The organism is Agarivorans sp. MS3-6, assembly GCF_054112545.1.
Map to the genome: position 1 here is coordinate 1,553,057 of NZ_CM134202.1, position 14,921 is coordinate 1,567,977.

General features: G+C 44.7%; 15 protein-coding genes. 7 read left to right on the top strand and 8 right to left on the bottom strand.

Annotation, left to right across the window (positions count from 1 at the left end; genetic code table 11):
* Positions 1 to 41 precede the first annotated feature (41 nt).
* Positions 42 to 1,325, top strand: a complete 1,284-nt coding sequence (hemL, locus tag ACVFI8_RS06970; RefSeq protein WP_457873451.1) for a glutamate-1-semialdehyde 2,1-aminomutase — start codon at positions 42 to 44, stop codon at positions 1,323 to 1,325.
* 65 nt (positions 1,326 to 1,390) lie between these two features.
* Here the strand turns inward: hemL and ACVFI8_RS06975 are convergent, their stop codons facing one another.
* Positions 1,391 to 1,672 (bottom strand): hypothetical protein, encoded by a 282-nt coding sequence (locus tag ACVFI8_RS06975; protein WP_457873452.1) that lies wholly within the window; start codon positions 1,670 to 1,672, stop codon positions 1,391 to 1,393.
* Between the two features lie 59 nt (positions 1,673 to 1,731).
* On the bottom strand, positions 1,732 to 2,106 hold the full coding sequence (locus ACVFI8_RS06980) for a YbaN family protein (RefSeq protein ID WP_457873453.1): 375 nt from the start codon (positions 2,104 to 2,106) through the stop codon (positions 1,732 to 1,734).
* Between the two features lie 213 nt (positions 2,107 to 2,319).
* On the opposite strand from ACVFI8_RS06980, the gene ACVFI8_RS06985 reads away from it, so the two are divergent.
* Positions 2,320 to 2,514, top strand: a complete 195-nt coding sequence (locus tag ACVFI8_RS06985; RefSeq protein ID WP_457873454.1) for a hypothetical protein — start codon at positions 2,320 to 2,322, stop codon at positions 2,512 to 2,514.
* Positions 2,515 to 2,607: 93 nt separating this feature from the next.
* Here the strand turns inward: ACVFI8_RS06985 and ACVFI8_RS06990 are convergent, their stop codons facing one another.
* From ACVFI8_RS06990 to mrcB, 3 genes are all read right to left on the bottom strand, one after another.
* Positions 2,608 to 2,799, bottom strand: coding sequence for a hypothetical protein (locus tag ACVFI8_RS06990; protein WP_248714165.1), 192 nt, complete (start codon positions 2,797 to 2,799; stop codon positions 2,608 to 2,610).
* Between the two features lie 647 nt (positions 2,800 to 3,446).
* Positions 3,447 to 4,100 (bottom strand): dUTP diphosphatase, encoded by a 654-nt coding sequence (locus ACVFI8_RS06995; RefSeq protein ID WP_248714164.1) that lies wholly within the window; start codon positions 4,098 to 4,100, stop codon positions 3,447 to 3,449.
* Between the two features lie 28 nt (positions 4,101 to 4,128).
* Complete coding sequence (gene mrcB / locus ACVFI8_RS07000) at positions 4,129 to 6,333, bottom strand: penicillin-binding protein 1B (protein WP_248714163.1); 2,205 nt, start codon at positions 6,331 to 6,333, stop codon at positions 4,129 to 4,131.
* Between mrcB and ACVFI8_RS07005 the strand changes: the two genes are divergently transcribed.
* On the top strand, positions 6,323 to 6,562 hold the full coding sequence (locus ACVFI8_RS07005) for a hypothetical protein (protein ID WP_248714162.1): 240 nt from the start codon (positions 6,323 to 6,325) through the stop codon (positions 6,560 to 6,562). The two genes, mrcB and ACVFI8_RS07005, sit on opposite strands and share 11 nt — an antisense overlap.
* 264 nt (positions 6,563 to 6,826) lie before the next feature.
* Here the strand turns inward: ACVFI8_RS07005 and ACVFI8_RS07010 are convergent, their stop codons facing one another.
* The 3 genes from ACVFI8_RS07010 to hrpB all read right to left on the bottom strand — a co-directional run bounded on the left by ACVFI8_RS07010 (position 6,827) and on the right by hrpB (position 11,365).
* Positions 6,827 to 8,032, bottom strand: coding sequence for a patatin-like phospholipase family protein (locus ACVFI8_RS07010; protein ID WP_457873455.1), 1,206 nt, complete (start codon positions 8,030 to 8,032; stop codon positions 6,827 to 6,829).
* Positions 8,033 to 8,148: 116 nt separating this feature from the next.
* The gene (locus ACVFI8_RS07015; protein WP_248714160.1) at positions 8,149 to 8,655 is read right to left on the bottom strand and encodes a porin family protein; all 507 of its coding nucleotides are present in this window, start codon (positions 8,653 to 8,655) and stop codon (positions 8,149 to 8,151) included.
* Positions 8,656 to 8,890: 235 nt separating this feature from the next.
* Positions 8,891 to 11,365, bottom strand: coding sequence for an ATP-dependent helicase HrpB (gene hrpB, locus ACVFI8_RS07020; RefSeq protein WP_457873456.1), 2,475 nt, complete (start codon positions 11,363 to 11,365; stop codon positions 8,891 to 8,893).
* A gap of 228 nt (positions 11,366 to 11,593) precedes the next feature.
* Here hrpB and ACVFI8_RS07025 point away from each other — a divergent pair, with 228 nt between their 5' ends.
* The 4 genes from ACVFI8_RS07025 (at position 11,594) to gluQRS (ending at position 14,900) form a co-directional block, all read left to right on the top strand.
* The gene (locus ACVFI8_RS07025) at positions 11,594 to 12,340 is read left to right on the top strand and encodes a substrate-binding periplasmic protein (RefSeq protein ID WP_457873457.1); all 747 of its coding nucleotides are present in this window, start codon (positions 11,594 to 11,596) and stop codon (positions 12,338 to 12,340) included.
* A gap of 140 nt (positions 12,341 to 12,480) precedes the next feature.
* Complete coding sequence (gene sfsA, locus ACVFI8_RS07030) at positions 12,481 to 13,182, top strand: DNA/RNA nuclease SfsA (protein WP_248715587.1); 702 nt, start codon at positions 12,481 to 12,483, stop codon at positions 13,180 to 13,182.
* A 332-nt stretch (positions 13,183 to 13,514) separates the two neighbouring features.
* Positions 13,515 to 13,958 (top strand): RNA polymerase-binding protein DksA, encoded by a 444-nt coding sequence (gene dksA, locus ACVFI8_RS07035; RefSeq protein WP_248714157.1) that lies wholly within the window; start codon positions 13,515 to 13,517, stop codon positions 13,956 to 13,958.
* Positions 13,959 to 14,027: 69 nt separating this feature from the next.
* Positions 14,028 to 14,900 (top strand): tRNA glutamyl-Q(34) synthetase GluQRS, encoded by an 873-nt coding sequence (gene gluQRS / locus ACVFI8_RS07040; protein ID WP_457873458.1) that lies wholly within the window; start codon positions 14,028 to 14,030, stop codon positions 14,898 to 14,900.
* Positions 14,901 to 14,921 lie beyond the last annotated feature (21 nt).

A 14,921-nucleotide genomic window follows, 5' to 3' on the forward strand; every position in this document is an offset into this window, starting at 1 on the left:
GTGCCTCAGCGGCCAGTAACTAAGATTTAATAGGATGCTTTATGTCTCGTTCAGAACAATTATTTAGCCAAGCCCAGCAAACCATTCCCGGCGGCGTAAACTCTCCGGTTCGCGCATTTAACGGCGTTGGCGGTACACCGGTATTTTTTGAACGAGCCGATGGCGCCCGCATTTTTGATGCCGATGGTAAAAGCTATATAGATTATGTGGGTTCTTGGGGACCAATGATCTTGGGACATAACCACCCCGCGGTCTACCAAGCTGTAGTGGATGCCGCCGCTAAAGGCTTAAGTTTTGGTGCGCCTACTGCGGCTGAAATAGAAATGGCTAACTTAGTGTGCGAGTTAGTGCCGTCAATGGACCAAGTTCGTATGGTGAACTCAGGCACTGAAGCCACCATGAGTGCAATTCGTTTAGCCCGAGGCTACACCGGACGCGATAAAATTTTGAAGTTTGAAGGTTGTTACCATGGCCATGCAGATTCACTGTTAGTGAAGGCAGGCTCAGGTGCGCTCACTCTTGGCCAGCCCAGCTCGCCAGGTATTCCTGCTGATTTAGCCCAACATACACTGACTGCCACGTATAATGATTTAGCTTCGGTAGAAGCCTTGTTTGCTGAATACCCTGACGATATCGCCTGTATTATCGTTGAACCAGTGGCCGGCAACATGAATTGTATCCCCCCTGTAGAAGGCTTTTTACAAGGCCTTCGCGCAATCTGTGATAAGTACCAAGCCGTGTTTATTATCGATGAAGTTATGACCGGTTTTCGTGTCTCGCTCGGCGGTGCGCAAGCGCATTACCAAGTAGAACCAGATTTAACCTGCTTGGGCAAAGTGATTGGTGGAGGTATGCCAGTTGGCGCCTTTGGCGGCAGTAAAGAAATCATGGCTTACCTCGCCCCTGTTGGCCCGGTATATCAAGCAGGAACATTATCAGGCAACCCTATTGCTATGGCGGCAGGTTTAGCAGCCTTAACCGCACTGCGCGATCCTGCTGTACATCAACACTTAAATGCCATTACCGAACGTTTAGCAAGCGGTTTGAAAGCCGCGGCTAAACGCCAAGGCATTCCGCTAACAGTAAACCAAGCAGGCGCAATGCTAGGCTTTTTCTTTACCGAGGAAGACAGTGTTAGTAACTTTGCCCAAGCGTGCGCATGTGATGCTGAGCGCTTTAAGCAATTTTTTCATATGATGTTAGAAGAAGGCATCTACTTGGCACCGTCAGCTTTTGAAGCGTCGTTTACTTCTTACGCCCATAGTGAGGCTGATATTGACGCAACCATCGCCGCAGCGGAACGCTGTTTTGCTAAATTGAAATAAGTACTTAACAGCACATTCTTAGTCTTATATGGCTAAGAATGTGCGGTAGTTAAAGCGATAATTGCTTAGTGTAACCACTCTATTTTTGTAACTCGGCCTGTTTTTAAATAGATAACATATCGCTTGCCATTAATCGTGTAGAGCAAGCCTTCTAACTTATTATTATTATCACCACTTACCACTTCCGAGTACTCAGCCTTCCCACACGCGCTGATCAACGTTAGCTTGTCAGTTTCTGAACGGATCCAAGTACCACTGCAGTTAATGTTAGACACTTCGCTGCCATTGCCAGCCAAGACACTAATGGCGATAACTAAGAGTAATAAGCCGAGTTGGATTGAGCGCATGCCGACTCCTTGAATCGCCACTATTGATAATATTAAAACTATAGACAAAGGAGAGGATATTATCGAATATTTTCTTTGTTTGAAGGCCGACTCCACAAAAAGCACATAACTAAAAATAAACAGCTACCCGCGATGATTCGAGCAAACAACGGCACATTCATCCACATCATAAGCCCAGCCGAAATCACTACCATTAGCGTGGCACTGCATTTGGCTTTTAGACTAACAACACCATAGCGTTGCCAATTATTAATTAGGGGGCCAAATACTTTATGTTGCAGCAGCCATAATTCAAAACGCGGCGAGCTTTTAGAAAACAACACGACTGCTAGCAATATAAACGGAGTGGTAGGTAACAGCGGCAAAAAGATACCTAAGGTACCTAACAATACCGATATCCAAGCCACCAGCATGTAAAACAGCTTTAACATCATCGAGAGCTTTTAAGTTATCCACATCCTCGAATTCTACCGATAAACGCGACAATTAATAACTAATTGTTATTATATGTGCATAAATAAATTAGACATCTAGATGGCTAAAATGATAATTTGGTTCTACCGCCGATTTATCGCTAACTTGCGGGCGGATTAAAAATGCAGCTAAAGCGCCCTATTAAGGCGCAAACATTAAACTAGGAGTTCGTTATGTTTGAAGCAATCCAAAAAGAAACGTTTTTGAGCCAAAAGCCAACGGTTAAATCATCTGTAAAAGTACTGTCAAGTAGCCCGCGGGATTACCCACCAGCTAAACAAATAATCGTTACCAATGAGACTCAAGCTTGGTTGGTTGATGACTTTGAATGTTCTGCATTTAACGACAGCTATCGCCCAAGGGCTTAGTTAAGAATGAGTGAATTGAGTTTGACGATAATCTAGCAAGCTAAAGATAAAAAGCGATGTAAACCTACATCGCTTTTAGTGTTATCGCACTGCCTAACAAAATGGTGATTGTACTTCGCCACGCATTTTCTCTCGCTGACAGGTATGGCGATCAACACCACTGGGCCCTATTTGCAAACTATCTTGAGCACCAACTGCGGGGCTAATCGACGCTTGAGTAGCAGTACTAAACAGCAATACTGTACCGAAAATCACACTGAGTAATGTTGTAGTAAAGGCTTTCATATTGTTTCTCCTGGTAATGAGCCAAGACTGCGCAGCCATAATCTAAAAGACCTACCAGAGCGTGGTAATATTTCAGATATTTTGAGCTAATTAGAAGAAATTCTGCAGAAAGAGTAAAAGGTGAAGTTTTTCCTTCACTTAAGAGTGAGGAAGAATGAAATATTTAATTTCTATCAGGCATAGCATAGAAACGCCCACGACAATGCAGACGCTCTAGGTAAGATTAAACACGCTGTAGTTAGCTAATCGGTTTAGCCGCTTTACGCGTTTGTTGGTCTGTTGATTTACTCGGACAAAAACTGGCACCAGAAGCACCTCTAAAACTTGAAACAGCCATAATATACACCCCTACTACTTAACATTATGTCGGTATTAAGCACTACGCTTAAACTCACAATAGTAAGATTGCAATAACAAGACCAAGATCAAGCAACAGCCAACAACAGCAAAAAAAACCAAAAGGTGAAAACCAGCCCGTCGCATTTAGATAAATAATTCATTAATTATCATTCAGCAACACTTTCATCTTTACCGGTAAATGCTCTATAAATGCAAGCTGCTGGCTAATTGTCGGCTTTGTACCAATTGGGCGCAACAACACACCAACTTGGTACAATTCACTACATATTCAGAATAATCATCTAAAGCTATTTGGATAAGCCATAACGTTGATGCAGGGCTTCATAGAGATTTTCTTGGAAGCTAGTTGAACCGATGTCTAGGCAGCCCATTAATTCGACTAAGTGTTCGTTATCTTCACGGCCATCCCATACCTTTCGGTAAGTGCCTTGTTTGTATCCATTGTCTTGACGGAAGAAATTCAATACATTTTTACTGACATACTGCACGTATAAATCTGGCCAGTTCATTTGGCAATCTTTCAACAAAGCAGAAAACAAACCGATGCTAGTGCGCTTGGCCGCCGCTAAGCCAATCATTAATTCTAGCTTTTCAAGCAAGTTAAGCTCTGCAAACTGCCATTGTTTACCGTCAAAATCTATAGTCGCTTGGTCGATATTAGCAAAGATATAGGCTTGAGCTGCGGAGTGACTCCCATCTGCTTGTAACAATAATTCTGACAATACAAAGTGCCAAATATCCACTAACTCCATTTGCAGTTGCTCTAGGTCGCAATCTTGCTTTTTCCACCACTTCCAGCCGTGATGCTCAATCGCTTCCGCCCCTTCAATCACCACCGCCCGCAAAAATGGAGAACCAGTGATTAACCAATCAGGATTTACTTTAGCGTTCATATTGTCTTGCAGTTGCAACATTACTTGCGCTTGATTTGCTTGTAACATGACGAGTCCTTATTCGATAAATGATTGCTTAATTAAATAAACTTTTCAGCCAGCTTGTTGCTTTTTTAGCGCTTTGTTGTACACATCCTTCAGCCAAGTCGGCTTGACGACGAGGCGCAGGCAGTAAGCTAGACTCTCCGCAACCTGCCGAGGTCGGCCGCCCGTTCGCTTGGGCGAAATGTACCCAACTAAGTTGCTCGGGCTGCATCGCTCTAAGAGATTGCGGGTAAGAGGTTTTTAAGTACGCCGCGTACACCGGCAAGGCTGCCGCTGATCCCGTCACTGCGGCAGGTTTATTATCATCTCTACCCACCCAAACAGTGACAATCTCTCGCTGATCGATCCCCACATACCAGCTATCACGTAATTCGTTAGTCGTGCCGGTTTTACCGGCTAAATCTACTTTGGGAATTCGCCACTTTAATGAACGAGCCGTGCCGCTGCGGGTCACCTCGGTCATTCCATACAGGGTCAAGTAGTTACTCATTTCTGACCAGCGGCGCTCGGCGCTGACATCTGCTTTATACAACACATTGCCCTGACCGTCATTGACTTGGTGCACTGCATATAAGGGGCGGTGCTCACCATCACCACCAAGAGTTTGGTAAAGTTGCGCAACTTGAAACGGCGATAAACTTAAACTCCCCAATAATAAGGCAGGATAGGGCTGTGTATCTTCTTCTAAACCGGCTTTTCTAAGGGTATCCACCACTGAATCAACCCCGACTTCGAGGCCTAAGCGAACTGTAGGTACGTTGAGAGACTCCGCCAAGGCCCGTACTAGCATCACTGGCTGGCTAAACGTTTTGTCGTAGTTGTTCGGTTGCCACTTAGTTCCATCATCTAAAGGCACTGATAGAGGACTGTTATCTAAGAGTTCTCCCAATTGATGACCTTGCTCTAAAGCTGTTAAATAGACAAAGGGTTTTACCAACGAACCGATTTGACGGCGGGCATCTAAGGCGCGATTAAAGCCTTGATTGTTCTTTTCTCGCCCACCTATCAGCGCTCTAATCGCGCCACTGTGACGTTCACTGATCACCATGGCGGTTTCTAATTGTTTTTTACCGCCCTTATCGAGCTGTTCTAGCACCGTATAAGCGGCAGTTTGCGCATGACGCTGCGATAATGGATCTAAAGTCGTAAATACTTTAACACCATTATAATTTCGCCAATTCCCGGCATGCTGTTGAAGTTCACGGCGCACTAAAGAAACAAAACCAGGGGTTCTTTGATAACCCATGCTGCCACGCAGGCTTAAACCTAAAGGCTGTTTCACCGCTAGCTGATATCGCTCGGCCGATATCTCACCTTCTTCAGCTAATATTCGCAATACTAAATCTCGTCGATTAAGCGCGCGTTGCTCGCGTCGCCAAGGGTCATAATAAGAAGGCCCTTTAATAATAGCCACCAGCAAAGCCACTTGCTCTATCGACAAATCGTTGACTGGTCGGCCAAAATAAAAATAACTGGCTAAGCCAATGCCATGTACCGCATTACTCCCATTTTGACCTAAGTAAACTTCGTTGAAATAGCTCTCGAGTATCTCGTCTTTACCGTAACGAAAATCAATCAGTAACGCCATGTATGCTTCTTGCAGTTTTCGCCATAAGGTACGATCACGGGTTAAGAAAAAGTTCTTCGCTAATTGCTGAGTAAGAGTGCTGCCGCCTTGCACCGTTCGACCAGCGCGCACATTCACCACTAAAGCCCGCGCTATTGCCATTGGCGATACTCCATCGTGCTGATAGAACTGGCGATCTTCAGTAAGAATCAATGCTTGCTTAAGCGACTCGGGTATATCACTTAAGGGGACAAACAAACGGTCTTCTTGCTCAGCCACATTTAGCCGTTCCAGTAGCACCGGATCTAAGCGAGTTTGGGCAATCTCTTCACCGCTATCACGATGTTGAATTTTAGACAGACGAGAAGGGCTAAAGGTCAACAACATAGCTAACTCAGGCTCCACCCCGTCTGCAAATTCAAACTGCCTCCGTACAACTTCAATTTTAGTTTTCGATACCGCGTATTCGCCACCCCGCTTGGCCCGTTTAACCTTACGGTAATTGAGTAATGCCAGTTCGTCCTGCAACTCTTTACGCGTTAATCGTAAGCCGGGGTATAGCTGTAGCTCACGGCCGTACACCGCCGCGGGCAACTGCCACTTTTCGCCATTAAAGCGTTGCTGAATTTTACTATCAAGAACGACTCCCCAAGCAACAATGAGTACCATACCAACCAATGCGAGCTTCCAGCTTATTCGCCAAATTCGTTTGCTCCATGAAGGTTTATTGGAAACCTTCTTTGATTTGCGCTTGCTAACCGCCTTTTTTGCCGGCGCTCGTTTGGTTTTAGCGGCGGGCTTTTTAGCAGTCGTTTTTTTTGGGATGGGCTTTTTGGCCGAAGAATGGGGCTGTTTTGGAGTCATCACTGCCTTACTGCTAAATAAACATGCGGTTTAAGGCTTACTGCAAGCTAATTAGCGTCAGTAAGTCAAAAGTGGCTTTAGGATACTCCCACTGGCGTGCTTTTTTAAGCACAAAATAAACGAAGGTATCGCGAAGCGACATACTTGATTATAAGCCCGGGTCATGTAAGTCATGTAGACTCGCTGGCCGATCACTAGATAGCGGACCTAATTGAGCATAACACGCCTTATCAAGAAGCTTAGCCCTTCCAAGAGGCCAAACCTAAAACTTGAATTCGCAAAGATAAATCTGCCAGTATTAATGAGCCAATTGTAAACTCGGGGGCACCGTTTCCCAGAGTTGCTTAGCTAGCATATTTTGGTATCCATAATAGTAAAGGCTTGTCATATACTCTTTGGTAAATGCTTCTTCACTTATCAAAGGGAAATCGTTATCAATATAAGCAAGATGAAAGCTCATTTTGTGGCGCTGAGAAAAATGGTAAATATGTTCAACATCACCAATTCCCTGATTGCGGATCATAGTTGAAATAGAGCGCAAACCTATTTCGGTAAGGCTGTTCTCAATAATCTGATAATTGGGTTTTAGCACACCATTACGAATAACGTAAACGTGCTGAGGTAAGCCGGCTAGATATGGGCTATGGTAAGCCCATTGAGGGGCAAGAAATACTTGACGAGATACACCGCCATCTACGTGTAACTCTTCGTAACGTTGCTTGCCGTCATCAACAATAATCGTTTGTGCTGGAAACGCACCTGGAACCGAACTACTCGCAATAATGATGTTCTGAATCATCTCAACGGACTGCTGAGTACCTACCTGAGCAATCTTACCAATATCCCACATTGACATCTTTTCATTGTCTAAGTTAGTGGTGCCTATAATTAATAGCCGCCCTTTGCTGCGTTCATTGGCTAGCTTAGCGACAGTTTCAGTATTAACATAACTACGAACTTTCTCTTCAAAACCTTTAGTATTTAATGCTGGCTTCCCACCGAGCATACTAAGAACACTATTTAGCTCAAATAGACTGCTCATACTGGTATTGGTGTAATAGTTTTTTAAGGTTTGGTCGTAATCACTCCCCAAATAAGCAAAGATTGACACGATTGCACCCGTTGATACTCCGGTAACCAAATCAAATTCAGGTCGATTTCCATTTACCGTCCAGGCATTAAGTACCCCTGCAGAAAACGCTCCGTTAATCCCACCTCCAGATAAAGCCAAATGATAAACATCATCAGGCTGCCCACGTTTACGGCTTTGTCGGCTACTTATAATTTGTTGATATTCACTAGCCAAATCATGACCCGTAATTTCTTTGCTTTCGCCGTCCCAATAACGGATCCCCGAAGTAGCGAGTGGAGACATCAGTTCGGAGTGTTGTGAAGCATGCCTAGCCGAATGACCACTGCAGGCAACTAACACAAGCACTATAATGAACATCACTAACTTACGCAGTGCATTGAAGATATAAACGCTAAACGTTTGTTTAGTCAATGGTCGTTACTCCAGCTTGAAGGGCTTTACGGCTAAGTGGATTTAAGAGGGAAAAATCTGAAAGTTACATGAAGGCTAGGCTGACGTCCTTGCTCAGCCAATAGCAATGTGCGTTGTTAGAAATGATAATCAACAGACAATACTATTTGTTGGGTATCATTTAGCTTGAAGCCAGCTTCTTCATAATCTTGCTCTAAGTAGCGATAAGCTAGTTCAGTACTCCAATGACGGTTAATTTTATACATCGCGCCTACCTGCCCACCCCATACAAACTCAGTAGAACTTTGTTCATTAATCTCACTATCTGCAGCGCCTGCTGACACGCCAGCAAATAGGCTAAACTGGTCATTCAACGAATATAGGTAATCATAAGATGCAAGGAAGCTGTTTTGGCTTAACTCGTCCATGTAGGCATAAGTACCCATTACTCGGTGGTTTTCATCAATAATAACGCCACCACGCAGTTGGAAGGTAGCATCGTCATCCCCGCCAGTGTACTGACCTTTAATATTATCAGCTTGGTAACCCACGCCAGCACCAGCGAACCAATCTAAGTCAGCTGCAAACGTAGCGCTAGAAACTGAAGCGATGATTAACGCGCCTAAAAAAGTCTTCTTATTCATAATGGTAATCTCATAATTTATAAAGGGTGATCGCTAACTGCCTTAACTAGAGCAGCACTTAGCGGCATTAAAGTCTTTGTTGTGACGAGGCCAAGCTCGCCACTGCCAAGAATAATATCGATATAAATTGTTCGGATATACCGTTGCCAGCATCACATACTGTCACGATATTTATGACAATAAATGGAGCCAAACGGTTAGACTGTATTAGGCGCTGCAGGTGAAAAAACGTCGTTCACTGCTTGGAGTAATTAAGCTGTCGCTTAGTTTTGTGAGTGGCTTGAGCACTAATCGGGTCGTCTGGCCATGGGTGCCTTGGGTAACGCCCTTTCATTTCTTTTTTCACCTCAACATAGGCAGATTGCCAAAAGCTTGCCAAGTCTTGCGTAAGCTGAAGGGGTTTACCTCCCGGAGATAATAGCTCTAAGGTAATAGCAATTTTGTTGCCTAATTGTGGTGATTGCGGCTGACCAAACATTTCTTGTAATTTTATCGACACTACCGGCGCTTTCCCCAATTGATAACGAATAGCCGCTCGATTGCCCGACGGAGCCAAATAGTGACTTGGCACTAACACTTCAACTTGCTGCTGTTGTTGCCAGTCTAATCGCGATTTTAATGCCGCTAGCCAGCCAATATTTTTTAGCTGCTGCCAGTTACGGCAAGTGTGTAAGTGTATGCTTAGCCATTGGTCTGCATCACTAAGTAGCCCTTGCTCGCTAAAGTCGGCTAATGCTAACTGTTCAAACCAGCGTTCAGCACAACGAACTCGCTCTAACCAAGCGGCAGCCTTATCACCTAATGGAAGCCAAGCAAAACCTTTTTTCCTAATTTGTTCTAGCCATGCTTGCGCCACTAACTCAGGAGCCACTTGCTCGGCTGGCTGAGCGCTCAGCACTATGGCACCAAGTCGTTGCTGTTGCTCGGCAACTATTCGTTTTGCCGACTCAGACCACAGACAATGTAGTTGCGAGGTAAACCGCTGTGGTTGCCATTTTTCTAGTAGGCTCAAATCCACATCACAGGCTAAGGCGATACGACCTTGATTGCGCCCTTCTGGCCAATATAGATCAACCACTACCAAGGCTTTATGTTTAGCGAGAGACTGCTGTTCTTGAGCTAACTCCAAACCAAAACCCGCACTCGCCGTATAATTATTAGATTGGCGCTTTACAGCGATGCGATCGGGAAAAGCTTGCGCTAATAGGAGACCGTCCCAACTTGCATCAAGTGATTGTTGCGGATTCAACGTAAAGCGCTGGCTCAAATTAGCTAACTGCTGCTTATATTGCTGTTTAGCAGCACCTTGCAACTGTAAAATAGCCAGATTAGGCTCACTAGCATTTAATGGTGCATTAATGTCTAGCAAGGCAGCTAGCTCGCAAGCTCGCCACAACAAGCCAGGCAAAGGTAGTTGTTGCTGCCACTGCTGCGCTTGCTCTAACATCGCCAAACAGCGTGGACCTAAACCGCTACCACTCACCGCTTTAGCACGATCGGTTAAATGGTTCTGCTTTATTAAACCCAAATCTTCTAATAATTGCTTAGCTTGCGCTAAGTGTGCTTGAGGTGGTTGATCTAACCACTGTAATTCATCTGCTGTTGCCCCCCATTGTAATAGCTCAATGACTAAGCGGCTTAACTCGCTACGACAAATTTCTGGGCTATTGGCAAAAGGGCGGTGGTTCAGTTGCTCTTCGCTAAATAAACGATAACAGTGACCGGCTTGTAAGCGGCCAGCTCGCCCCGCCCGCTGAATCGCAGACGCCCGGCAAATCATTTTAGTTTGCAGGCGTGTAGTTCCGCTGGTGGCATGATATGAAGCTTGCCGCTCTAAACCGCTATCAACCACACAGCTAATACCGTCAATGGTGAGACTCGTTTCGGCAATATTGGTTGCTAATACCACTTTACGTTTACCGCTTGCTGGCGCTTGAATTGCCGCTTGTTGCTCGGCCAAACTGAGCTTACCGTACAAGCTATGCAGTTCAATATCTGTGCTTAAGTTGGGAGCAAGTTGCTGCGCCACTTGGCGAATTTCAGCATTACCCGGTAAAAATACCAACACGTTACCGATTTGCTCAGCCAAGGCTTTGGCGGTGATTTGGGCAACGCGTTCACTCCACTGCCAATCACGATTAAGTGGATGGTAGCTGTAGCTAATTGGAAAACTACGCCCTTCACTTTCTAACAATACCGCCTCTGGTAACAATTGCTGCAGTGCCTCGCTTTCCAAGGTCGCTGACATCAGCATTATTTTAAGCTCAGGATTAAAAGCTTGCTGAACCTCCAAGCTAAGCGCCAAGCCCAAATCAGCATGAATGCTACGTTCATGGTATTCGTCAAAGATAATTAAGGCCACGCCGGCCAATTCAGGTTCGGCTTGAATTAAGCGAGTTAACACACCTTCAGTGACCACCAGCAGTTGGGTTTTAGCCGATTGCCGGTTTTCACCGCGCATTTGATAACCTACCCGTTCGCCCACCTTTTCACCAAGCTGATTCGCTAAGTATTGCGCAATATTACGTGCCGCAAGACGACGCGGCTCAAGCATAATGATTTTACCATTTAACGTTGCCTGCTTAAGCAGCATCAAGGGTAAGGCGGTCGATTTCCCCGCCCCGGGAGGGGCACAAACAATAAAATGTTGCTGAGCAGGCAAATGCTCTAATAAAGCGGGAAAAATTTGTGCTACCGGTAGCGCGCTCAAAGCAGCTCCTCAACCTAAGGGGATAAACCCGCTTAGTTTACCCAAACAGCTTCAACTACCCAAGTAAGTGTTTTACGGCCATTTAACTGTTGCTATGGCATATTAACAACAACCAAAACAGATTAGGGCTAAACTAGGTGGAGATGGTCTTGTTTATACCCTAATAATTTTCACCGAATCTAGAGAGGCTAAATTTAAATGATTATATTTTCAAAGAAGTTTATTTTTTTGAAAATTACCCTAATCGGCATCTTCCTATCGGCGACATCAAATGCCCAAGAATCTAGCCATGGTATGACTATAGATTCTTGGCCTCCCTATATGTTTTTTGAAGACGGTCAGCTAAGCGGTATCGCAACCGATATTGTTGAGGCCACGTTCAAAAAGGCGGGTTTAGAACTTGATATTGATGTCTACCCTTGGGCGCGAGCTTACCAAATAGCCTTAAATCAAGAAGGTACGCTAATTTATATGTTATATCGAACTGCCGAAAGAGAATCATTATTCAAATGGGTTGGGCCTATCGTAGCTGCGCAACCGATGTATTTTTATAAATTGAAGAATCGCCCTGAAATAGACATAAACGCCTTGGAAGATGCAAAAAGATACACTGTAGGAGTAGTGAGAGATGTGGCTAACCACAAGTTCTTACTTAAGCAAGGTTTTGAAGATGGCAAAAACATTGCGGCTGTCACCAGCCCACAACAAAACTTAAAAAAGCTGCTCGCAGGCAGAATAGACTTGCTAATTAGCAGCGAGTTAACACTCATTATGCAAATGAAAGAACTCGGCCTTTCAATGAGTCAGCTCGAGTCATCCTTCACTCCTATTGAAACACAAGCTGGGTACATAGGTTTAAATTTACAGACCTCAGACCAAAAAGTTCAACAACTGCAACATGCGCTGGAAGCCTTGCAAGAAGATGGCACAGTGGCAAACATCAATAATAAATACATCAACAAATACCGACAATAAATCTTCGCTTTATCGCCGAACAGCGGCGTTTACCGTGGATGAACCGCTCACACCTAAGCAAGCCTTGCAGCCTCTACTTAACAAAAGGCTCTGTTTAGGTGTTAGCATGGCTTCATTACTTACTCATTCTAAAAAACAGCATGTCATTTGAATCGCCACTACAGCCAGCCACCCTAGTTAAACGTTATAAACGTTTTTTGGCCGATGTTATTCTAGCCGATGGCAGCGAAACCACTATTTATTGCGCTAATACAGGCGCGATGACCGGTTGCGCTGAACCCGGAAGTACAATTTGGTACAGCCAATCAGAGAACCCAAAACGTAAATACCCGCTGAGCTGGGAGTTAAGCCAAACGCCCGATGGCCATACAATCTGTGTCAATACCGCCAAGGCTAATCAATGGGTAGAGCAAGCCATCACTCAAAATGTAATTGGCGAGCTAGCAGGCTATGCGAGTCTGCGTCGCGAAGTTAAATATGGCAGCGAAAACAGCCGCATCGATTTTTTGTTAGAAGATCCTCAGCGAACCGCTTGCTACATAGAAGTTAAATCTTGCACATTACTCCATGAGGGGAATGGCTATTTCCCTGATGCGGTAAGTACGCGTGGACAAAAGCACCTGCGTGAATTGATAGACATGAAACAACAAGGGCACCGCGCGGTACTGTTGTTTGCGGTATTACATAGTGGTATCAACAGCGTAAGAGCTGCGGCTCATGTTGATCCTAGCTATGCGCAATTGCTCGATCTAGCGAAACAACAAGGAGTTGAAGTGTTGGCTTATAAAGCCAAGCTTAATCCTAAATCATGCCGTTTAGTTAAAGCCTTACCCACCTATTAAAACCCAGCTTAAAAAATGCATTTATAGACTATAATTTAGCTATGGTTACACAGGGTTTAAACAAGCCACCATAGAGAATAGTTAATAAGGCCTCACTAGGCCGTAAGTCGTCGGGCAACCCTCTTACTACGCTCACAGCAGTATATTTACCACTTTGGAGGAATGGTCAAAAAACCAGCAAACAGTCTAAGATATTTTGTTTAGCTTAGGTGAAAACAGCAAATTCACGGCAATTCATTTGCGGTATGTTAGCCTTTCTGCTATAGATACCCGCCTAATTTACATCCTCGACTATTACACTCATAAAGTCGTACGGAATTTGGGAGAGAAGTATGCCAGAAGGCAAAAAGAAAATACTAGGTGTGCTCTCTATCGCAGGGGTTGAACCTTATCAAGCTCAGCCTGGCGAAGAGTACATGAACGATGCTCAGATTGACCACTTCCGAATTATTCTAGAGGCGTGGCGCAATCAACTTCGTGAAGAAGTAGATCGCACAGTAACGCACATGAAAGACGAAGCGGCTAATTTCCCTGACCCAGTTGATCGCGCAGCACAAGAAGAAGAGTTCAGCCTTGAACTTCGTACTCGAGATCGCGAACGCAAGTTGATCAAAAAAATCGAGAAAACTTTAGTGAAAATTGAAGATGACTTCGGCTTTTGTGATGCCTGTGGCGTGGAAATCGGCATTCGCCGTTTAGAAGCAAGGCCCACAGCTGATTTGTGTATCGATTGCAAAACCTTAGCTGAGATCAAAGAGAAACAACTGGTCGGCTAGTTTTGTTAAAGTTTAGGCAGATATGCAACTGCATCCATCTGCCTAGCTTTATATTTTAAGACTATAACTATGAGCGCTAAGCCCTACGTAGGCCGTTTTGCCCCCTCTCCTTCAGGCCCACTTCACCTAGGTTCTTTGGTTGCTGCCCTTGGTAGCTTTTTGCAAGCGCGAAGCCAAAACGGACAATGGTTAGTCAGAATAGAAGATATTGACCCTCCACGAGAGCAAGCGGGCGCCAGTAGCTTGATTCTTCAACAACTAGAGCAATTTGGCTTATATTGGGATGGCTCTGTCCTCTACCAAAGCCATCATCTTGCCCGCTATCAACAATACATCGACCATTGGTTACACCTACAACAAGCCTATCATTGCCAATGCACCCGTAAAATGATTAAGGCTAGTGGTGGCGTTTATAGCGGTACTTGTCTAGGTAAAGGCTTATTAGGTGACCACTATGCGACGCGACTGCACTCCCATGCTGCGATATATCAATTTGATGACCTATGCTACGGCCAAGTAGATATTCCTGCCGCTATAGCGGAAGAAGACTTCATTGTTAAACGGCGTGATGGCTTGTATGCCTATAATCTCGCGGTCAGCCTAGACGATGCAGAGCAAGGCATTACCGAAGTTGTTCGTGGAGCAGACTTAATCCTTACCACTGGCCGTCAATTAGCTATTTTCAAATTGTTGGGTAAAGCAGCGCCTCAGTATTTACACCTTCCGCTAGTGCTTGATGAGCATGGCAATAAACTCAGTAAACAAAACCACGCCCCCTCGATTTCAAGTAAACAAAATCAGCGATTATTACTGCAAGCGTTAACTTATTTAGGGCAAACAAGCGAAGCTGGCTGGCTTGAGCTAAGCTGTGAACAAATATTAAACAAAGCGATAGCCAATTGGCGATTAACAGAGATACCGAAAAACTCAATGTCTAACTAGCGAATTGGTTGTATTTCTGTG

Excerpts from the sequence above, each read along its gene's own strand:
- dksA (WP_248714157.1), top strand. The coding sequence starts at position 13,515 with ATGCCAGAAGGCAAAAAGAAAATACTAGGTGTGCTCTCTATCGCAGGG.
- ACVFI8_RS06980 (WP_457873453.1), bottom strand. The coding sequence starts at position 2,106 with ATGATGTTAAAGCTGTTTTACATGCTGGTGGCTTGGATATCGGTATTG.
- ACVFI8_RS06975 (WP_457873452.1), bottom strand. The coding sequence starts at position 1,672 with ATGCGCTCAATCCAACTCGGCTTATTACTCTTAGTTATCGCCATTAGT.
- ACVFI8_RS07005 (WP_248714162.1), top strand. The coding sequence starts at position 6,323 with ATGAGTACCATACCAACCAATGCGAGCTTCCAGCTTATTCGCCAAATT.
- ACVFI8_RS07015 (WP_248714160.1), bottom strand. The coding sequence starts at position 8,655 with ATGAATAAGAAGACTTTTTTAGGCGCGTTAATCATCGCTTCAGTTTCT.
- sfsA (WP_248715587.1), top strand. The coding sequence starts at position 12,481 with ATGTCATTTGAATCGCCACTACAGCCAGCCACCCTAGTTAAACGTTAT.
- mrcB (WP_248714163.1), bottom strand. The coding sequence starts at position 6,333 with ATGGTACTCATTGTTGCTTGGGGAGTCGTTCTTGATAGTAAAATTCAG.
- gluQRS (WP_457873458.1), top strand. The coding sequence starts at position 14,028 with ATGAGCGCTAAGCCCTACGTAGGCCGTTTTGCCCCCTCTCCTTCAGGC.
- hemL (WP_457873451.1), top strand. The coding sequence starts at position 42 with ATGTCTCGTTCAGAACAATTATTTAGCCAAGCCCAGCAAACCATTCCC.
- ACVFI8_RS06995 (WP_248714164.1), bottom strand. The coding sequence starts at position 4,100 with ATGTTACAAGCAAATCAAGCGCAAGTAATGTTGCAACTGCAAGACAAT.
- ACVFI8_RS06985 (WP_457873454.1), top strand. The coding sequence starts at position 2,320 with ATGTTTGAAGCAATCCAAAAAGAAACGTTTTTGAGCCAAAAGCCAACG.
- ACVFI8_RS06990 (WP_248714165.1), bottom strand. The coding sequence starts at position 2,799 with ATGAAAGCCTTTACTACAACATTACTCAGTGTGATTTTCGGTACAGTA.